Origin of the sequence: Pseudoalteromonas sp. CO342X (genome assembly GCF_004208915.1) — a bacterium.
Classification (GTDB): domain Bacteria; phylum Pseudomonadota; class Gammaproteobacteria; order Enterobacterales; family Alteromonadaceae; genus Pseudoalteromonas; species Pseudoalteromonas maricaloris.
Genome location: NZ_SGPH01000016.1, coordinates 350,282 through 369,794, shown reverse-complemented (window position 1 = coordinate 369,794; position 19,513 = coordinate 350,282). Strand labels below are relative to the sequence as shown.

General features: G+C 42.1%; 18 protein-coding genes. 3 read left to right on the top strand and 15 right to left on the bottom strand.

Translation table 11 applies throughout. From position 1 onward, the window contains the following. Window positions 1-101: 101 nt before the first annotated feature. From EXT47_RS08635 to ggt, 11 genes are all read right to left on the bottom strand, one after another. Window positions 102-1,430: a Na+/H+ antiporter family protein gene (locus EXT47_RS08635; protein ID WP_130126321.1), complete on the bottom strand. Its 1,329-nt coding sequence runs from the start codon at window positions 1,428-1,430 to the stop codon at window positions 102-104. A 1-nt stretch (window position 1,431) separates the two neighbouring features. Further along, entirely contained in the window at window positions 1,432-3,375 is a 1,944-nt protein-coding gene (locus tag EXT47_RS08630; protein WP_130126319.1) for a DUF3488 and transglutaminase-like domain-containing protein, read from the bottom strand. After that, the gene (locus EXT47_RS08625; protein ID WP_226899395.1) at window positions 3,365-4,294 is read right to left on the bottom strand and encodes a DUF58 domain-containing protein; all 930 of its coding nucleotides are present in this window, start codon (window positions 4,292-4,294) and stop codon (window positions 3,365-3,367) included. Before EXT47_RS08625 ends, EXT47_RS08630 begins: the two co-directional genes overlap by 11 nt. 14 nt (window positions 4,295-4,308) lie before the next feature. Then, entirely contained in the window at window positions 4,309-5,214 is a 906-nt protein-coding gene (locus tag EXT47_RS08620; RefSeq protein ID WP_130126315.1) for a MoxR family ATPase, read from the bottom strand. After that, window positions 5,211-5,594, bottom strand: a complete 384-nt coding sequence (locus EXT47_RS08615; RefSeq protein ID WP_010372856.1) for a response regulator — start codon at window positions 5,592-5,594, stop codon at window positions 5,211-5,213. Before EXT47_RS08615 ends, EXT47_RS08620 begins: the two co-directional genes overlap by 4 nt. A gap of 468 nt (window positions 5,595-6,062) precedes the next feature. Further along, window positions 6,063-6,635 (bottom strand): tRNA-(ms[2]io[6]A)-hydroxylase, encoded by a 573-nt coding sequence (locus EXT47_RS08610; protein ID WP_039495868.1) that lies wholly within the window; start codon window positions 6,633-6,635, stop codon window positions 6,063-6,065. 60 nt (window positions 6,636-6,695) lie between these two features. Continuing rightward, a complete protein-coding gene (locus EXT47_RS08605; RefSeq protein ID WP_039495867.1) occupies window positions 6,696-7,331 on the bottom strand; it encodes a sulfotransferase family protein in 636 nt (211 codons plus the stop codon). A gap of 2 nt (window positions 7,332-7,333) precedes the next feature. After that, entirely contained in the window at window positions 7,334-7,708 is a 375-nt protein-coding gene (locus EXT47_RS08600; protein WP_039495866.1) for an MAPEG family protein, read from the bottom strand. Between the two features lie 57 nt (window positions 7,709-7,765). Then, window positions 7,766-8,470 carry an SIMPL domain-containing protein gene (locus EXT47_RS08595; protein WP_039495865.1) on the bottom strand — a complete coding sequence of 235 codons (705 nt, stop codon included), beginning with the start codon at window positions 8,468-8,470 and terminating at the stop codon, window positions 7,766-7,768. Window positions 8,471-8,682: 212 nt separating this feature from the next. After that, entirely contained in the window at window positions 8,683-10,377 is a 1,695-nt protein-coding gene (locus tag EXT47_RS08590; RefSeq protein WP_039495863.1) for an NAD-dependent malic enzyme, read from the bottom strand. A 172-nt stretch (window positions 10,378-10,549) separates the two neighbouring features. Then, entirely contained in the window at window positions 10,550-12,310 is a 1,761-nt protein-coding gene (gene ggt, locus EXT47_RS08585) for a gamma-glutamyltransferase (RefSeq protein ID WP_039495862.1), read from the bottom strand. Window positions 12,311-12,392: 82 nt separating this feature from the next. Between ggt and rrtA the strand changes: the two genes are divergently transcribed. Continuing rightward, a complete protein-coding gene (rrtA, locus tag EXT47_RS08580) occupies window positions 12,393-12,977 on the top strand; it encodes a rhombosortase (RefSeq protein ID WP_039495861.1) in 585 nt (194 codons plus the stop codon). A gap of 25 nt (window positions 12,978-13,002) precedes the next feature. Here rrtA and EXT47_RS08575 read toward each other — a convergent pair whose 3' ends face one another. From EXT47_RS08575 to EXT47_RS08560, 4 genes are all read right to left on the bottom strand, one after another. Then, window positions 13,003-15,486 carry a prolyl oligopeptidase family serine peptidase gene (locus EXT47_RS08575; RefSeq protein WP_130126313.1) on the bottom strand — a complete coding sequence of 828 codons (2,484 nt, stop codon included), beginning with the start codon at window positions 15,484-15,486 and terminating at the stop codon, window positions 13,003-13,005. Between the two features lie 356 nt (window positions 15,487-15,842). Continuing rightward, a complete protein-coding gene (locus EXT47_RS08570) occupies window positions 15,843-16,991 on the bottom strand; it encodes a 5-(carboxyamino)imidazole ribonucleotide synthase (RefSeq protein WP_084204302.1) in 1,149 nt (382 codons plus the stop codon). A gap of 1 nt (window position 16,992) precedes the next feature. Then, complete coding sequence (purE, locus tag EXT47_RS08565) at window positions 16,993-17,475, bottom strand: 5-(carboxyamino)imidazole ribonucleotide mutase (RefSeq protein ID WP_010372883.1); 483 nt, start codon at window positions 17,473-17,475, stop codon at window positions 16,993-16,995. A gap of 132 nt (window positions 17,476-17,607) precedes the next feature. Then, on the bottom strand, window positions 17,608-17,814 hold the full coding sequence (locus tag EXT47_RS08560) for a hypothetical protein (protein WP_045963753.1): 207 nt from the start codon (window positions 17,812-17,814) through the stop codon (window positions 17,608-17,610). A gap of 129 nt (window positions 17,815-17,943) precedes the next feature. Here EXT47_RS08560 and EXT47_RS08555 point away from each other — a divergent pair, with 129 nt between their 5' ends. Both EXT47_RS08555 and htpX read left to right on the top strand, forming a co-directional pair. After that, complete coding sequence (locus EXT47_RS08555; protein ID WP_045963752.1) at window positions 17,944-18,468, top strand: TetR/AcrR family transcriptional regulator; 525 nt, start codon at window positions 17,944-17,946, stop codon at window positions 18,466-18,468. Between the two features lie 147 nt (window positions 18,469-18,615). Further along, window positions 18,616-19,476: a protease HtpX gene (gene htpX / locus EXT47_RS08550; RefSeq protein WP_130126311.1), complete on the top strand. Its 861-nt coding sequence runs from the start codon at window positions 18,616-18,618 to the stop codon at window positions 19,474-19,476. Window positions 19,477-19,513 lie beyond the last annotated feature (37 nt).

Below are 19,513 nucleotides of genomic sequence, written 5' to 3'. Positions count from 1 at the left end.
TAATAAGACAAAAGCGACATTAGAGACAAATAAAATACAGTATGTTTATGAGCTAAAGGTATCAAGGCGGGGAGCCTTGATACCATCATGAATGTATAAACCTATAACACCATCGCGGCTATCCAGCCAAAGCAGAGTAGTGGGATGTTGAAGTGAATAAATGTAGGCACCACGGAATCCCATATGTGATCGTGCTGGCCGTCGGCATTTAAGCCAGAAGTGGGTCCAAGTGTGGAGTCTGATGCAGGAGAGCCCGCGTCGCCTAGTGCACCTGCGGTTCCCACCAAGGCGGCGGTAGCCATAGCAGAAAAGCCAACCTCTAGAGACAAAGGTACAAATAGCGTGGCAATGATTGGCACGGTTGAAAATGAGCTGCCAATTCCCATGGTAATAAGTAAGCCAACAAGTAAAATCATCGCAGCGGCAAGTGGTTTATTATCGCCAACAAAATCGGCACAGCTTGCTACTAAACTTGCCACATCACCCGTCGCTTTCATGACGGAGGCAAAGCCTTGAGCAGAGATCATGATAAAACCTATCATTGCCATCATCGCCACACCTTTACTGAAAACATCGGAGTTTTGTTCCCATTTCACAATACCAAAGAGGCTAAAAATCATCACGCCAACGAGCCCTCCTAATATCATTGAGCCACTGTTATTTTGTGCGATGAGAGAAGCCAGCACCGCAGCGCCGCCGACGATCATGACTTTAGTTGCTTCATGGCCTTCAGGTACTGTGTTTGACTGAGTACTTTGCTGTTGACTCACCTCATAAACTCGTTTTTTACGGTAAGTAATGAAAACGGCAATCAACAGGCCAATCAGCATACCAAGCGCAGGGATCACCATAGCGTATGGCACGTCGAACTTAACCAATTCTAAACCATTGTCTACAAGGTTTTTATGCAAAATAGAGTAAAGGTAAATGCCACCGAATCCATATGGCAACACCATATAGCTGGTCGCTAAGCCAAACGTTAAAATACACGCAATCGCACGGCGGTCTATCGTCAGCTTGTTCAGTACGACTAATAGCGGTGGAATGAGGATAGGAATAAACGCAATATGGACTGGCACAAGGTTTTGCGACGCAATCGAGCAAGCCAAGATGATAACCATTATAAACATGCTTAAAAACGTTGAGCCTTCGCTATCATTAGCATTAACCAATTTGAGCAGCTTTTGCGCGAGGATTTGAGTTAAGCCAGACTTTGAAATAGCAACTGCAAACCCGCCTAACATGGCATAGCTTAAGGCTATTTCTGCGCCGCCAGATAGCCCATCATTAAAGGCGTTTAAGGTTGTCTTCAAATCTAAACCGGCAACTAAGCCCGCCGCTATTGCACTGACGGTCATGGCGACAATTACATTTATTCTAAAAAGGGTTAACCCCAGCATGAGCAAGACGCCCAAAATAACAGCATTCATACTATTTTCTTGCCTTTCTTTTTATTGATTTATACAACCTCTTCAACTCACCAAGCTCAAGTTTATTAAGTGGTTTTTGTTGATACTGTGATTTTTCAATTAATTGATAAAACTGCCAAAGCGACGCATCTAACTCAGGAAACAACTTACATAACTCAACAATATGTTGTTTCGCCGTAGTGCCGCTTAGCTGCCCTTTGAAATCGGACACTATAGCATTGTAATAGACCAGTTCGATAGGGCGTTTATGCCGAGTAAGCTGCTTGCTAAGGTAAAATAGCGCAATTGAGAGCAAAAGCAGCATAAACAGGGAAAATACTCCCGCCCAAAGCTGCCCATTGCTCCCAAACCACTCTTTAAACAGTGCGCCTTGCTTTTCTTTGTCAAAATTAATGACGACGCGAGTCCACTGATAGTCAAGCTCCTCGAGCTGTAATCGCAACCAATTAATAGATTGCCAATTAGACAACCCAATAAAGCTGTAGCCCAAACCACTTTTAAACTCGCTCGATAATTGTTCTAACTGAGAAAGACTCCCTGTCATGCGTTCTGGGGCAATCCAGGCAGTTGGGTCTAAGCGTTGCCAGCCAATTCCCGGTGTAAAATATTCAACCCAAGCATGTGCGTCATATTGATAAACGCTGTAATAGCCTTGATTATCATTTTTTTCACCGCCCAGATAGCCAGATACCAAGCGAGCGGGGATACCCGCGCTTCGCAGTAGAAACGCCGCAGCAGAGGCGTAATGACCACAAAAACCATTAAACGAGCTAAATAAAAAGTCATCAATCCTATCGCTCGATTGGGCTGTAGTTGGTGTTAAGGTATAGACGAAACCATTTTGCAAAAAATAGCGCTTCATTAATTCAATGAATTGGCTCGTTGTTGTCGATTGACTGTCCCAATCGCGCGCCAGTTGCCTTGCCTTTTTGTTAATGCCGTCAGGTAATGCGGTATTACGTCTATAATACCAAGGCCTTAACGAATCTTGGGGTTCAAAGTCAGTGAAATCGATTTGATACTCGACAGGTTTTGCTGATAGGTCTTTCAAATAGACCGTGCCAAACACGTTACTATTCAACTTAGCGTTTTTCGAATAAGAGTATGACAGGGCGTACAACCAGGGTAATTGGCTTGGCTGCGCAATAATGGTTGCTGCGCCAATCGGCTCTTTGGGCAACGCTCTGACATTGGTACCTTGATACTCAGAGACTTTCCATTGCCGCCCGTCAAATTCATCATGAATAATTGCTCGCCAATAGAAAGGTCCCGTTTGTTGAGTGTCCTCAAATGATGCCCGAAACACCAAGTCGCTGGACTGTGATAAATTTGCGATATTGAAAGGATCTACATTCTCAGATAACCCTGTTTTTGCTTGATTCTGTGGTGCAGGTAACTGCCAAAATGCCGGGAGTTTTGGTAAAAAAACGACTAATAAAGTAGCCACAGGCAGCAACAATACCAATCCCTTTGCACTTACCTTAAGCGCAGATTTGAACCTTAGGTTTTGCTCAAGGTTAAGCATGATAGCTAAATTAACAGCCAACAAAATTAATACCAAAAATGCTGCAAATATACTTGGTGTAAAAAGAAATAAGCACGGGTAAGTAAAGAAATTCAAAATACATATTTGTGTAAATTGGCGGGCTTGCGTGGCATGCACTTGTTTCAGTAGCGATGCAACCAACATCAAAGCCACAAAAACATTCACGCTGTTTTTTAGACCTATTAATGAGGCCGTCGCAATGGCGCCGAGTAAAGTGACCAAGTTAATAAAACGAATGCTTAACACGCTTGGTTTAGTCACCAATCTGGATGCTTGCCACAGTGTCAAAACGGTACATAACCCGACAAAGCCGATACCAAAATCATCAACAAGAATAATGCTCAGCAGCCATAAAAATAGTGATGTGCTGTAGTACCATTTTGGGAAGCTAGAATTCACTTAATGCCTCCAAGCAACTTAGTTTATGGGTTTCACCTTGACCGAACGGGATCCTGTTTTGTTGCAATAACAGGGCATAACTTGTTTGTTGCTTGTCGGCGTCAAGCACCATAGTACAGAGTTTACTCAGACGTTCTTCTTTGCTGCCTGAAAGCTTAGAATAATCGAAAATAATGCGGTGTAAATCGGCCGACTCCGGTGCATTCTGTTTAATTAACATTTGGTCAGTCTTGGCGTAATGCTTCCAAGAAACGCGGCTTAAACTCATCCCTTTTTGATATTGAGAAAGATGGTCGAACTCAACTGAACGCTCTTTCTGTTGTATGCTTTGGCTAGTATTCGAGGCACTGCCGAAGCTAAACTCTGTGTCTATAACGGGCAATGGAGTAGGGTACACGTAGAAAGCATCGTTTGGTTTTATATACGACCAGGTACGAATAAGGCCAAATGGGAAGTAGCTGAGGATTTTAATTACCCCCGTATCATATACGCCACGAGGTAATTTAGGGGCACTTAGCTCGAGAACTTTTTCATCACTCACTTTGGAAATATGGTTAGCCGTTTGGTTGTATTCACTTGATAGTCTGAGAGATTGGATCTCTGCGCTAGATGAAATACTGAGTCTAATAGATGAACTATATGGGCTAAAATTAGCATTACTTCCCAAATATCGGACATTTGTATTGTTCAAGTTAAAAAAACCTAAAAATAGGGCGGCTATCATCATCACAGCCATAATGTAGGACACTGCAAGGATTAGATTATTCTGATAGTTGATCCCCAATACAAAATTAAGCAAAGCCACAGCGATAAAAAAACCGCCATCCTTGGATGGCAGTATGTAGATATTATTATGAGATAGCCGTATTTCTGAGCGTTGATGTCGTTTATAAATATGCTGCTTAACTTTCCGTTTCAAGCGGTTAATCATGCTTAATGTACCGGTACGTTTTGAAAAACCTGTGTCTTAACTTCAGCTTCATTCGTCGTGGTGACGCCAAGTCGATGGGCACAGACTGAAGTGAAAACCGCTTGAACGTCATCGGGAATCACGAAATCTCGACCACTAATAAACGCATATGCACGACTAGCGGCTGCAAGTGCAATGCTAGCTCTTGGCGACAAAGGATCGCTAAATTGACCTGAGCTGCGTGTGTAATTAACTAAGCGAAGGATGTAATCAATAATAGCGTCACTTAGCACAATGTTAGGCACAACTTGTTGATACGCCAACAGTGTTTTGCCATCGATTACTTGTGGTGCTTGAGTCAATTTTCTCGCTTTTCCAGCTAATTTAATTAGCTGCGCTTCTGCCATTTCCGAGGGGTATCCCAAGCTTATACGCATAAAAAAGCGGTCTAGTTGTGACTCAGGCAGTGGATGCGTGCCAGATTGATGCTGAGGATTTTGCGTTGCAATCACAAAAAATGGGCTAGGGAGCTCATGGCTTACGCCATCGATGGTTACTTGATGTTCTTCCATGGACTCCAACAACGCGCTTTGAGTTTTTGGACTTGCGCGGTTGATTTCATCGGCCAGTAAAACTTGGCTGAAAATTGGACCAGGATGGAATTCAAAAGACTGATGTTCACGGTTAAAAATAGAAGTGCCGGTAATATCAGCTGGGAGCAGATCGCTCGTAAATTGCACGCGACGATATGTCAGACCTAACACATCAGCAAGCGAATGAGATAGCGTTGTCTTACCCATACCTGGTAAATCTTCAATTAGAAGATGGCCGCGACACAAAAGACTGCAGATCGCGAGTTTTATTTGTTCAGGCTTTCCTAAAATAACGGTAGAGAGCGCATCGGTAAGTTTCTTTATTTCTTCATTCATGTAACCAGCTCTAAACGCTTCATTACCGAATCCACTTTATGTGCATTGAAAGGTTTAGCGATAAAGCCCTTAGCACCAAGTTCCCAAGTATTTTGAACATTCTCCATACTATTATGGCCAGAGCACATGATGACATGGGCCACAGGAAAGTTTTCGTTGATGTAGGAAAGAATTTCGGTGCCATCTGTATCGGGAAGCTCAATATCTAAAAAGACAACACTGGGTTGTTTATGCTTTAGTAGCGGCTTTGCGGAATCAAAGTCTTCACAACCATAAACTTCTTCAAACCCTAAGTTCTCCAAAATCTGTGTCAGAAAATCTCTGATCTCAACAGCGTCATCAATTATCAAGATTGGTTCTAGCGGTCTTACAAATTCCATATGTCGATACTTCAAATTACAAATTCAACCACATACTATAAAAAGCGAAACCATAGCTCAATAGAAAATACAGTAAACTTTTTATTAATGTCCGATACCGTCTAGTATTGGACATTAGCAGGGTGCTTTATATGGTTTCTCACATAATTCATTACATCCTATAATTTACGTTATGTTAAATGAAATAAATTTTAGATGAGGAAAGTCTAATCCCTTATAAAATCAAAGGTTCAGTGTTACTCGTCTGGTTGATTTATAACTATTGCGATATTAGTTGCTTCGAATATGAGTCGTTTTGAAACCAAAAGTATTCAATGGAACACAATGCACTGGGCGAAACTAGAAATCTTAATTGATGTGTCTAGTGAAACCGTTCTCTTCACTGAATAAGTATTTAGAAATATGGGAGACAATAAAGCCACACTGTAACTTGTTGAGGCTTTATTGGCTCGAGTCATGTGGCTGCTTTTAATGAAGCGCTGCGCTAAATGGAATACCTTTGCAAATATCCGCTTCTGCAATGAGAATTTCTTCTAGGCGGTTATCTATCGTTAATTTGTCGAAGTACTCGTAGCCGAGCTCCACAAAGAGGTTTTTGTGTTTTTCTTCTGACTTGGCGATTGCTACATAAAAGTCTTTCTCTTTGCCTTCAGGAAGCGCTTCTGCAACTAAAGAAAAACGCTCATGGCCCCTAGCCTCAATTACTGCGCCGATTAGTAATCTATCAATTAAATATTCGTCAGTGCCTTGGCGGAACAATGCGCGCATTTGCTTTATATAGGGGTCTTTTTGGTCGTTTCCTAATAGCGTTCCACGCTCGGTTAAGATTTTAAGTACCTGTTTAAAGTGGATCATTTCTTCTATTGCGAGATCTGCCATCGCTTTTACTAGCTTGATCCTGTCTGGGTAATGACCAAGCATTGCCATCGCCATTCCGGCTGCTTTTTTTTCTGCAGCGGCATGATCTTGAAGAAAGGTATCAAAGTCGGCTAGGACTTTTTCAGTCCAGCTAAAAGGTGTGTGATATTTTAATTCAAACATAATTCTATCTTGTATATACAGCTTGTGGTGAGTATAACAAACTCAGGCGCTCGAGCGAACTTACATACTAAAGAGCGCTGTGTCTTTATCTGCTTTGCCATTACGTGTCGATTCCACTTTATTGGAGTGTGAAAACCACTTCCATGCAGTTACTTTACCACCAATATTGACATGCGGGATGGTCACTTTTTCTTGAGTCACGCCTATAAATTCGGCAAGCGTTTGCTCGGCATCAGCAGCTGTTAGGTTGACCGTAATAAAAGGAATATGATTCATTTTTGCAAATCTAAGCACCCTATCATGATGCTTGCTATAACAATCCCGCCAATAACCATCGTCTTCAAAATGTTTGTCAAAATCAGAAAAAGTTTCCAAATAACAACGCTTAATCGTGTCGTTAAAGCCTCCTCTTTGTGACAGTAAGTTTTCTTTCATTGCCGTCATCAAACGCTTAATTGAGGGAAGCCATTGCTCAAAATCTCGTGTTAACTGGATTATTTTGGCTTCAGGATATAGAGCATATAATTTTTCATAATCAGAGAAAACGGGCGTGTCAGCAATAAATTCAGCACAGTCTAATGCTTGCCTTGTGTATGCCGTGTGTGCTGTTTTGTATCCAGCACCTAATGCAGCAATACACAGACTTGTTGTGCCCGTTCGTGGTAAACCCGTTACCAGAAATTTATGTTTTGTCATAGTTAGATAAAGTAATACACGATGTTAAATGACGCTAAAATAAGTATTACTCCATATGTTGTCGCCATCGCTACTTTTCTGATTGAAAAGTTAGTTTTACCGAGTGCAACATAGTGTGCGATTCGAGAAAACAAAAAAGCAATGCCAAAAGCATGAAGTAGATATGGGTTGATTTGTTGAGTTTCGAGTAACAACATCATTAACAGCACGAAAGGTGTGTACTCGATAAAATTACCGTGGATCCGTATTGCACTTTGCAGTTCATCGATACCGCCATCTCCTAGCGATACTTTGTGTCTATGTCTGAGTGATATTATGTTAAAACTGAGTTTAATATAGATTAGTGCCAGCAATGCCGCATATAAACCGGTGATCATAAAAAAGCCCTCCAATGGAGGGCTTAGTGTATAAGTTTAATTAGTTCACAGCCAGTATTACTCAATTAAGTAAACAGCATACACTTCCGCGTTTAATGTAATTGCACCTGTGTTATACGCATTTTTGTATGCGCCTTGATCTGCTTCCATCGCCATTGCTGCAGAGCGCACGTAAGGCTGAACTGGCGTTTGCATTGGTTGGAATGAAACTGAGTACAGTTTTGCCAATTCAACATCAAACTCGCCTGCTAGCTCTTTAGCTGCTTTCTTTGCATCTTTGATGGCGGCTTTTTTGAGGCTTTGCAGATACTTGCCTTCATTTTCAACACCAAATTCCGTGTTATTGAACTGATTGATGCCGCTGTCTACAAACTCTTGAAGTAACTCTGGATATTTTTTAATGTCCTTAAGTTTTACAGTCAGGCTGCGACTTACGCGAAAACCATCAAACTCTTCTTCGTTTGATTCTCGATTGTAGCGTGTCTGTCTGTAGACATTCAGCTGATCTGCGTGAATATCGTCTTCTTTAATATCGAAGCGTTTAGCGATTTCGATGGCCTTAGCCATAATCTTATCGACGTTTTCTTTAGCTGTGGGCAGCGACTTTTGCTTTTCGGTAATGGCAACACGAATAGTTGCGATATCGGGTTGTACTTGAATAAATGAAGTGCCTTTAACATATAAATGCGGCGAGTCAGGCAATGCGCCTGCAAAGCTAAATCCAGATAAACATAATGCCAGTAAGCCAGTTAAAATTCGCATCTTTTGCTCCTAAAATGTGATACCTGCATATTCAAGCATATTTCAATTAACAACTACTGAATTGGATTTCAGGGTAACAAACTTTAACAAAATGAGCAGTTGTCACTTTGCGAAGTAATACGTAGTGCACTCAAATTTTGTGCGTGATTGATAAACAAAATCGCCGCCAATGTGAGTTGGCGGCGATTTCTGTTTTAGCTCAGTAAAAGTAATTAGACGCTACAGCGTTTGTAATTTCTATACTTAGGGAGCCAATAGTTTTTCTCTATAGCTGCCCAAATTGCGTCGTCTTCCATTTCAAGTGCAACGCCCTCTTCCATTGCCTTTTTAGCAACTGCAAAAGCAATGCGCTTACTCAACGGTTCAATTTCAGTTAGTGCTGGTAGTAGGCTACCTTTGCCGGTATTAGCACGTGGTGATGATTCAGCAAGCATTTCGCTAGATACCATCAACATGCTATCTGTAATACGGTTCGCTTTAGCTGCAAGTACACCAAGGCCGATCCCTGGGAAGATATAACTGTTATTACATTGCGGTATGATGATTGTTTGCTCACCATGTACTACCGGTTCAAATGGGCTTCCCGTAGCAACAATTGCTTGACCATCAGTCCACTCAATCACATCTTTTGGATGCGCTTCAACCTGGCGTGATGGATTACTTAATGGGAAAATAATTGGCTGTTCGCATCCTGCATGCATCGCACGGATCACTTGCTCAGTGAATAGGCCTGCTTGACCTGATACACCAATTAAGATGTCTGGTTTTGCACAGTGCATTACATCTAATAAAGATGCAAATTCACCACTGTATGTCCAATCCGCAAGGTTTGCTTGTTGTTGAACTAGCGCTTCTTGGAAATCTCTTAGCCCTTCCATGCCTTCTGTCAGAAGGCCAAAACGGTCCACCATAAACACCTGGCTTCTCGCTTGCTCGTCGGTTATTCCTTCTGAAATCATTTGGCTAATAATTTGCTCAGCAATACCACAACCAGCGGAACCTGCGCCAACAAACACTACTTTTTGTTCCGAGAGCTTGGCCCCTTTCACACGGCAAGCGGCTAACAGCGAACCCGCAGTAACCGCAGCTGTGCCTTGGATATCATCGTTAAAGCTACAAATTTCATCGCGGTAACGTTTCAATAGTGGCATTGCGTTAGGTTGTGCGAAATCTTCAAACTGTAACAGCACATTTGGCCAACGACGTTTAACCGCTTTAATGAATAGATCTAGGAATTCGTCATATTCAGCTTGGCCGATACGCGGGTGTCTAGCGCCCATGTACATTGGGTCATTGAGTAGCTTCTCGTTGTTTGTCCCTACGTCAAGCATAACAGGCAGCGTGTAAGCTGGGCTGATCCCACCACATACGGTGTAAAGTGCCAGCTTACCGATAGGAATACCCATACCACCAATACCTTGGTCACCAAGGCCTAAAATACGTTCACCATCTGTCACCACGATAACTTTTACTTTGCCTTTAGTGGCATTTCGCAAAATATCATCGATTTGATAGCGGTCTTCATAAGAAATAAACAAACCACGAGAGCTGCGATAGATATCAGAAAACTTCTCACATGCATCACCTACTGTTGGGGTGTAGATGATTGGCATCATTTCTTCCAAATGATCACGTACTAAGCGGTAATACAGCGTTTCATTGTTGTCCTGAATAGCGCGCAGGTAAATGTGCTTGTTTAGGTTGTCGCTAAAGCTTGAATATTGCTGATAACAACGCTCAACTTGCTCTTCAATTGTTTCATAACGAGGAGGAAGTAGTCCTGCTAAGTTGAAATTTTCACGCTCACGTTGAGAGAATGCACTCCCTTTGTTAAGCAATGGTGTTTCTAATAGCGTAGGACCTGAATAGGGAATGTAGAGATAATTTGGATCGGTTTGTTTAGTCATATTTACAAGCTTGACACTAATTTTTTAGTCTAAGGGTTCATTATTGTCGAAAAGGATTAAATTACAATGAATTTAGTGCTCATCAGACCATTATTAACGCGCTCCAGAGCACGTTAAACGCATTTTTCTGGAACGCAAAATTATAGCCTAAAAGCACTTAAGAAACCACGGCTTATTCGCTGCTTTCACCGAGTGCAACACCTTCTCTTCTTGGATCTGCGCCACCGATTAAATGTGTTCCACGAACCTCAATGGCATGTAGTCCTGAGTTTAAGTCGCGGATCTGTACTTCATGGCCTTTTTTCTCAAAGTAAGGTGCTTGTTTTGTCAGCTCAGTGCCTTTTTCCAGCGTTGTGTACTTATTGCGATTGGTGATTTTTGGTAAATCAATCGCAGCCTGAACAGATAACCCCCAGTCCAGTACACCAACTAAGGTTTGAGCAACATAGTTGATAATACGGCTGCCACCCGGTGAGCCGACTATCAATTTAAGCGACCCGTCTTTGTTAAATACCATTACAGGTGCCATAGAACTTCTTGGGCGTTTGTTTGCTTCTACCCGGTTAGCGACCCATTTATCCCCTACTTTTGGAGAAAGCGCAAAGTCGGTTAATTGGTTATTGAGTAAATATCCGTTGACCATCACCGTCGAGCCAAATGCCATTTCAATCGAGCTTGTCATAGAAATGGCATTACCCTCTGCATCTACAATCGACACATGGCTGGTCGAAGGTAATTCATAACTATCATCCATAGCATAAGCGAGTGTGCCCGAAGTTGGGTCGCCTACTGGAAAGTCGTGATTATCCATTTCACCGATAAGTTTGCTACGGCCTAATAGATATTGTTCGTTAAGCAATGCTTTTGCTGGCACTTCAACAAAATCAGGATCAGCAACGTAAAAATCTCTATCGGCAAACGCTAGGCGAGATGCTTGAGTAAAGAGGTGCAAGGCTTCTGGATCATTTGCCTTAAACTTACCTAGGTCGTACGGTTCAAGCAGTTTCATCATTTGCAAAACGGCAATACCACCACTGCTAGGCGGTGCCATAGAGCAAACTTTATATACACGATATTCCGTACAGATAGCGTCTCGGGTTTTGCTCTTATAATGTTCTAAGTCGCTCAGCGCCAATTTGCCAGGTGCGATTTCAGACTTTTGCACAGCTTCCACTAATTGGGTGGCATTTTGCCCTTCATAAAAGGCTTGGATCCCTTGCGTTGCTACTTTGTAATATAGGTTTGCCAAAGGCAGATTCTTTTTAAGGGTCCCTGGTTGTAGTGCTTTACCATCCGGATAGAAATACTCTTTTGCGGGACTGAGCTTTGTCAAACCTGGGTTGAGTTTTTTCTCAAGCAGCATATTTAAACGTGGAGAGACGATAAATCCGTCTCGAGCTAATTCAATCGCTGGTTTGAATAATTCCTGCCATGGCAGTTTACCGTATTTGTCATGTGCTGATTTAAACGCGTGTAGAATGCCTGGCACACCTACAGAGCGACCGCCCACCACAGCCTCAATCCATCTAACCGCATTACCCGTATCATCTAAAAACAGATCAGGGCCGGCAAGTTTTGGTGCAGTTTCTCTTCCATCAAAACTAATTAATTCATTGCTTTTCTTGTCGTAGTGCAGGATAAAAGCCCCCCCACCTACGCCTGAAGATTGCGGCTCAACTAATGTAAGCACAAGTTGAGTCGCTATCATGGCATCAACCGCACTTCCCCCTTTAGAGAGCATCAATTGACCTGCTTTACTCGCATAGGGGTTGGCAGCAACGACCATGTACTTTTCTGCGGTGCGTGCTTCTTTAGATTGGAAACCTGTTGCGGCTTCCGGCTCTCTAATTTCGATTTTTTGTTGCTCAGCTAAGGTGTTGGTTGAAAAGCTGAATGCGGCAATCACGGTTAGTGATGCAAGTGTATGTTTCATAATACCCACTTTGCTTACGTCTTATATTTGGCATCATAAAAGCAATTAGGCACAATATGCAAAAATAATAACGTGAAATCGTATGTTTGAACTTCCAACGAACAAAGAATATCTCATTGGCCCTGCGTCTTTGGCGATATTGTCAACAATACTGATGTTGTTCGGGCTTGGCCCGCACTTAGATTTCGACAGAAACGCAATTGCTGATGGTGAAATATGGCGTATTTTGAGCGGTCAGTTTACCCATAGCAATTGGTATCACTTGATGCTAAACCTGCTTGGGATCTTATTTATTTGGCTATTACATGCCGAATATACAACTCTAAGAAAATATTGGCTGAATGTGCTTTTCCTTGGCCTCTTTACCGGGCTCATGATTTTGCTATTTTCGCTAAACATCGTTGTATATACAGGTTTGAGTGGCTTATTACATGGGCTTATAGTATGGGGAGCACTTGAAGATATTAAGCGCAAGCTAACAACTGGATATCTGTTGTTTATTGGTGTGTGGGCAAAGGTATGTTGGGAGCAATATGCGGGTGCAAGCACAGATGTAGCCAAACTGATAGACTCGAGAGTCGCCATTGAAGCACATCTATTTGGTGCAGTTGGTGGTGTGGTTTTAGCTGTTATCTATTTATTTTATAAAACAAAAAAGCCAGCTTAAGCTGGCTTTTTATCCACCCATTTGATTACAAGTTTTCTTTGAACAACTTGTATATACGACGGTATTCATCCAACCAACTTGATGGCTGTCTAAAGCCATGGGGCTCAACTGGATAAATCGCCGTTTCAAAGTCTTCCTTTTCTAGCTCAATCAGGCGTTGCACCAAGCGCACAACATCTTGGAAAAACACGTTATCATCAACCATAGGTGCATTGATCAGAAGCTTGTTTTTCAAACCTTCAGCATGATAGATAGGCGAACTGCGTTTGTATGCAATTGGGTCTACATCTGGGCGATTAAGGATATTTGAGGTGTACGGGTCGTTGTAATAGGCCCAATCGGTGACTGGACGTAAAGCTGCGCCTGCCTGGAATAGATCCGGCTGAGTAAATAGCGCCATAAATGTCATAAAGCCGCCGTATGAACCACCATAAGTACCTACAGCACCACGGTCAACATTAGCGTTGTTCACCATCCACTCAACACCGTCTGCCAAATCTTCGATTTCTGGTTTACCCATATGACGATAGATTGCCGTTCTCCAGTCTCGACCGTAACCTTTAGAGCCACGATAGTCCATATCCATGACGACATAGCCTTCGCTCGCGAGAAGTGAATGGAACATAAACTCTCTAAAGTAGTTAGACCAACCCATATGAGAGTTCTGCAAATAACCCGCACCATGGTTAAAGATCACAGCCTTACGATTTTTACCTGTTTCGCCTTCTTGATAATCTGCCGGGTAATATACTTTTGCGTAGACAGGCTCACCTTGATGGCTTGAAGGAACCGCGACAATCTTAGGTGCAATTAGCTTCTTATTTAAAAACGCATCTGAGACCGTATTAGTGAGTCGTGACACCGCTGCTTTTGGCGCTGCATCCGCCACATAAAGCTCAGGAGGCATCATGATTTTTGAGTGAGTTAACAACAGCTTTTGCTCATCTGGGCTTAGCTGGTAATCAGTCAGGCCATCTAAATCGGTTAACTGCTCATCTTCACCGCTTGCTAAATTGACGCGATAAATTTCGTATAAACCTGGGTGATCTTTATTTGCTTTGTAATAAACAAATTGACTATCGTGGGTTAAGGTTGGTTCAGAAACCACAAACTTCCCTGAAGTCATTGCTTTTGCTTTGCCGTTAAGCGGCTTAACATAAAGCTGGCTATATCCAGTTTGCTCAGAAAGATAGTACAACGCGTCTTGGTTGCTTAACCAACCAAAATCATTGTAGGTATAATTGATCCATGCATCATCGTGTAGGCGATGCTGAGAAACGAATTGTTGTTTATCAAAATCAACCGTCGCTAACCATCTGTCTTTATTATCCCAAGCACCAAGCATCACTGCGACTTGAGAACCGTCACTATTCCATTGGATAGCGGATTGACTCCAGCCCCATGTGTCGATCAAGTTGATATCACGAGGTGCTTTTTCACTCTTATATGATTCACCTTTTGCCTTAGCATTTTCGCGTTTCACCTCGGCTAGTACATCTTCATCAAAGCCCGGCAAAGTATCATAGCTCAGCGTGACTTGCTCTGATTTTGCTAAATCAATGAAAATAACATCAGAATTCATTGGTTTAGTGTCTGCAACGCGGCGGCGAGCTTTTACCGGATCAATGTCACCGCTTTGACTCACGTAGTTAGGCATGATGTCAGAATCGGAACGACTTGGTTTATCATCTGTGATCACGGCCATTAACTTGTCACCTGTCGGTGCTAAGCTAACTGAGATAAGCGTTTTTCCTTTACCAAGATAAAACTGATTATCTTGGATACTTGCGTTATTTGCTTCTATCTCTTGATTTCTTGCTTCTCGATCTTTGCTGTTTTTGTGCGTTAGCGCAACGAATTGAATCAGTTTGTGTTGCTGCTCAGCGATATATCCATTTGGCTCTTTCACCCCTTCAGGCTTATCCGCTAAATGTAACTTTACCAGCTCTTTGGTTAAGCCAGTGGCTAAATCGAACGCAAATAGCGCATTGCCTGAACGGTAAGCTAATCGGTTATCACTTAAGAATTGCGGTGCATACTCATAGTCCGAAGAATGAGTAACTTGTGTCAAAGCGCCAGACTTCAGGTTTTTAACGAATATGTTGCCTTTAAATTCATAAGATTGTAGCGTTCGACCTTTATTATAAATCGCGTTTGCAGCACCAACGGCATGCAAATCTGACAGCGAAACCGCTTCGCTTGTTTGTGCGCTACTGACTTTAAATAGATCTCTTAACTCTGAACCAGCTTGCTTACGCTTATAGAAAACGGTTTTGCTATCAGCTCCCCAGTATGCGCTTTCTGGTTGTCTTCCCAACCAATCAGGATGCGCCATTGCTTGTTTTAAGGTGATCTGCTCACCACCGAAATCAACAGGAGTCGCAACGATTTGTGGGACTGGTGAATTGGTTTCAACTTGTTGTGGTTTTGGGCTGACTTCAGTGGTTTGACAACCAGAAAGGAATAAACCTGAAGCGACGGCCATCGAGATAAGAGAGAGTTTCAACATGTGACTTTCTTATAATAGTTAAATTTGCCTAATTTAAGCAGAAAGCCAGCGGAATATCGACAGATTTAAGATTAAAAGCACGATGGGTGGGACAAAAAAAGGCCAGCATAGGGATGCTGGCCAAATACTCTCTGCGCTCACATAGTCGTTGATGGACAACGAGTATGAAATGAGGCCTATCCGCGCCTCACAATAGTAGACCGCACTATCAGAAAAGAGTTCCAAAAATAACAGTAAAAAAAATAAATTTTTTATATCTACCCTGAGCTCTGTTATAAAGAATGAGTTAACTCAATAGTTATCATAAGCTTAGGTTTTTAGTTAACAATGGACCTTTTTTGCTAAAAACAGTAGTACTAATTCAAAATTAATTGCTGAGCGGTTTCCATAACCCCAGGGTAGTCTGCTTCAGGCAAGATGTCAGCAAGCTCTGCCAGTGCTTCACCTAACTTATGCAGTGAGTCAGCTGACACGTTGATATGCCCCATTTTTCTGCCCGGTTTCGCATCTTTGCCATACCAGTGACTGGTTGTCCCTGAGACAGCAAGAACTTGCGATGGAATGTGACTTTGCCCTAACACATTAATCATCGCGGTTGGGCGAAGCAGGCTTGTATCACCAATCGGCAAACCGGCAACGGCACGAATATGGTTTTCAAACTGGCTTACATGGGCCCCTTGTTGAGACCAATGTCCTGAGTTATGTACCCTTGGCGCTATTTCATTAACCAATAATTGACCTTCAACATCGAAAAACTCAATAGCAAGTACACCAACATAATCGAGTGCATTCGCAAGTTTCGCAAATGCGTCTTCCGCTTGCGCTTGAATATTTGCTTTCTCTTTACCAGCGATTGATAGGGTCAGTACACCATTGGTATGCTGGTTTTCAGTCAAAGGATAAATTTTACATTCGCCATTTTTAGCACGCACACCAATAATCGACACCTCACGGTCAAACGGTATCATTTTTTCAGCAACGATAGAGTGAGGTTGTGCTTCAGTGCTTGCTTGCAAAAACTCGGACATTTCGGCCCAAGTATTGTCTATTTCAGATTCTGATTTTACTCGCCATTGCCCTTTCCCATCATAGCCTGCCTGACAGGTTTTAACGACCAAAGGCATGCCTAACTCATCAATCGCTGTGAGGAAATGCGCTTTATCAGTAATGATTTTGAAAGGAGCACAAGGCACAGATGTTTTATCTAGTAGTGCTTTTTCTTTCGCGCGATCACCACCTGTGGCTATTGCTTCTGCGCCAGGGTAGAACTTACCACTTTGTTCGCAAAGCGCTAAAACATCATGTGGAATATGTTCAAATTCGGCAGTGATGGCATCAGCATTGTCAATGGCTTGCTGTAATGACTCTGGTGTTGTTGCAAAGGTAACGGGGTTTATTACCGTTTGGCTGCCAACATCATAGGCCAACACTTTTATATCAAGATGAGTTGACGATAGGCTCATCATACGGGCTAACTGTCCCGCCCCTAAAACAAGAATATTCATGTTATTTCGCAGGATCTGGATTAGCTAGTACAGTTTCTGTTTGTTCTTTTCTGAACGCTTCTACTTTTGCAAAAATTTCTGGCTGCTGACAACCTAAAATTTGAGCAGCGAGCAAACCTGCGTTTGCAGCACCAGCGTCGCCAATCGCTAACGTACCTACCGCAACACCTTTAGGCATTTGGCAAATTGATAGCAATGAGTCCACGCCATTTAGCGTTTTTGATTTTACTGGAACGCCAAGTACAGGCAGACTTGTGAATGCTGCCGCCATCCCCGGTAGGTGTGCAGCACCGCCAGCACCGGCAATGATAACTTTGATCCCACGTTCTGCTGCTGTCGAAGCATAATCCGCTAAAAGCTGTGGAGTACGGTGAGCTGAAACTACTTTAGTTTCATAATCAATACCAAATTTATCTAACATTTCAGCTGCATGTTGCATTGTAGGCCAGTCTGATTTTGAGCCCATAATGATGCCAACGGTCATAATAATTCCTCGACTAATTTTGAACGATACAGGGCTAAGGTCCTTCACACCTTAGCTGCGGGCATTATACCTGAGTTCGTCTTTAATGCGAAGAATCAACTTATTGCAATTATCACGCGATGGCACCCTGAGTTATTTAGACACCACCAATTCTTCAATACTTAATGCTTTCGCACGCTTAAAGTGAGAGAAAAACGCTTTAGGACCCATAATTAAGCATAACACCGCCAGACCACCTGGGATCAGCACCATTTTTAAAGCTGGACCAAGAATATAGCTGTAAAAAAAGATAAAAGGGATGAACAGAATGTATCCGATGAATAAGCTCAAATATTGCATAACAACTCCTATTGAAATTTAATGAGCATGCTCAATTATAATAATGAGCGCGCTCATTATTTGCAAACTTTATCTCTTAAATAATCTGGAATTGTGCTACACTCTCTTCGCAAATAAAAAGGTAACCATATGAAAAAAAGAGAAATTACGTACAATAAAATTCTCAGTGCTAGTTGGCAACTTTTTCAAGACAATGGTTTTGAAAACACCACTACTCGGCAAATTGCCCAAGCAGCAAACGTGGCAACGGGAACGGTTTTCTCTCACTTCCCTACTAAGCTCGACATGCTCAAAGTCGCAATGCATAACCAAATAGATGAACTAATTAATGAAGCGAAAGCAACAGATGAGCAGCATAGTGCCAGCTTAAAGTTACGCCACTATGCAAAGTATTTATTTGCTTTTTATCTTAGCAATAGAGATTTCAGTAAAGAGCTGCTTTGTGGGATTATTTGGCATAGCGAATTCTTTACGGGACAACTCAATTTGTTCAAACACTTGTTATTCAGTGAGCAGGAATACAATGAGTTAAAAGCAACCGTTATGATGGATTGCTACTTTATGACCTTATTAGAAGGGTTAAGCAATGAGCATAGCTCTGTTGACCAGATGTTGCATTCCCTATCTCAGAAGCTGAAACTTGTTAGTCAATAAGCTGTATGATGTGTTCTTTATTTAATATTAATACGAATTTACTTGTGCTTTTGAACTTCTGACCATATAAAGCATCTAGGACTAGTGTAATAAGCAAGTGCTTGGGAAAAGTTACTTAGTTCCTTATTTTTGTCTAACGAGGTCAAAATGAAACGCGTCATCTTATTCCTTATCACTAACTTAGCAGTGATGCTTGTGTTAGGAATTGTGTTATCTGTCTTAATGTCTGTGTTTGGTATTTCTAGCCGAAGCTATACAGGCATTATGGTTATTGCTGCCGTATTTGGATTCGGTGGTTCTTTTATCTCTCTTTACATGTCTAAGTGGATTGCAAAGAAATCTACAGGGGCCCATGTTATAGAGCAACCACGAAACGAAACTGAACATTGGTTAGTTTCTACTGTCGCAGAGCAAGCTAAAAAAGCAGGAATTGCAATGCCAGAAGTTGCGATTTACGACAGCCCTGAAATGAATGCGTTTGCAACCGGGCCGAGTAAAAATAACAGCTTAGTTGCTGTAAGTACTGGCCTACTCCAAAATATGAATCAGGATCAAGCAGAGGCAGTGCTTGCGCACGAAGTGTCGCACGTTGCAAATGGCGACATGGTTACGCTTACCTTGATCCAAGGTGTTGTAAATACCTTTGTTATATTCTTCGCTAAAGTATTGGCGGGGATTGTTGATAACTTCTTGAATGGCGATGAAGAAGAATCAGGTGGAAGCTGGACATATTTTATCTTTGATATGATATTCCAGATCCTCTTTGGTATTTTGGCGTCTGTTGTTGTCGCTTACTTTAGTCGTAAACGAGAATTCGCAGCAGATAAAGGTGCAGCAGATTTAGTCGGTGCGCAAAAAATGCGTTCAGCACTAGAGCGTTTGAAGCACAACCATGAATCGCAATTAGAAGGCTCAATGATGGCTTTTGGTATTGCGTCAGGTAAGTCTATTGCAGACTTCTTTGCTTCTCACCCGCCACTTGATGAGAGAATTCGAGCACTTTCGTAACTCTTTTCACATTCATACTAGGGCAACGATTAAGTTG

Bases quoted from the DNA above. Each gene is read 5' to 3' on its own strand.
- EXT47_RS08635 (WP_130126321.1), bottom strand. From the start codon at position 1,430: ATGAATGCTGTTATTTTGGGCGTCTTGCTCATGCTGGGGTTAACCCTT.
- EXT47_RS08620 (WP_130126315.1), bottom strand. From the start codon at position 5,214: ATGAATGAAGAAATAAAGAAACTTACCGATGCGCTCTCTACCGTTATT.
- EXT47_RS08615 (WP_010372856.1), bottom strand. From the start codon at position 5,594: ATGGAATTTGTAAGACCGCTAGAACCAATCTTGATAATTGATGACGCT.
- EXT47_RS08610 (WP_039495868.1), bottom strand. From the start codon at position 6,635: ATGTTTGAATTAAAATATCACACACCTTTTAGCTGGACTGAAAAAGTC.
- EXT47_RS08605 (WP_039495867.1), bottom strand. From the start codon at position 7,331: ATGACAAAACATAAATTTCTGGTAACGGGTTTACCACGAACGGGCACA.
- EXT47_RS08600 (WP_039495866.1), bottom strand. From the start codon at position 7,708: ATGATCACCGGTTTATATGCGGCATTGCTGGCACTAATCTATATTAAA.
- EXT47_RS08595 (WP_039495865.1), bottom strand. From the start codon at position 8,470: ATGCGAATTTTAACTGGCTTACTGGCATTATGTTTATCTGGATTTAGC.
- EXT47_RS08590 (WP_039495863.1), bottom strand. From the start codon at position 10,377: ATGACTAAACAAACCGATCCAAATTATCTCTACATTCCCTATTCAGGT.
- ggt (WP_039495862.1), bottom strand. From the start codon at position 12,310: ATGAAACATACACTTGCATCACTAACCGTGATTGCCGCATTCAGCTTT.
- rrtA (WP_039495861.1), top strand. From the start codon at position 12,393: ATGTTTGAACTTCCAACGAACAAAGAATATCTCATTGGCCCTGCGTCT.
- EXT47_RS08575 (WP_130126313.1), bottom strand. From the start codon at position 15,486: ATGTTGAAACTCTCTCTTATCTCGATGGCCGTCGCTTCAGGTTTATTC.
- EXT47_RS08570 (WP_084204302.1), bottom strand. From the start codon at position 16,991: ATGAATATTCTTGTTTTAGGGGCGGGACAGTTAGCCCGTATGATGAGC.
- purE (WP_010372883.1), bottom strand. From the start codon at position 17,475: ATGACCGTTGGCATCATTATGGGCTCAAAATCAGACTGGCCTACAATG.
- EXT47_RS08560 (WP_045963753.1), bottom strand. From the start codon at position 17,814: ATGCAATATTTGAGCTTATTCATCGGATACATTCTGTTCATCCCTTTT.
- EXT47_RS08555 (WP_045963752.1), top strand. From the start codon at position 17,944: ATGAAAAAAAGAGAAATTACGTACAATAAAATTCTCAGTGCTAGTTGG.
- htpX (WP_130126311.1), top strand. From the start codon at position 18,616: ATGAAACGCGTCATCTTATTCCTTATCACTAACTTAGCAGTGATGCTT.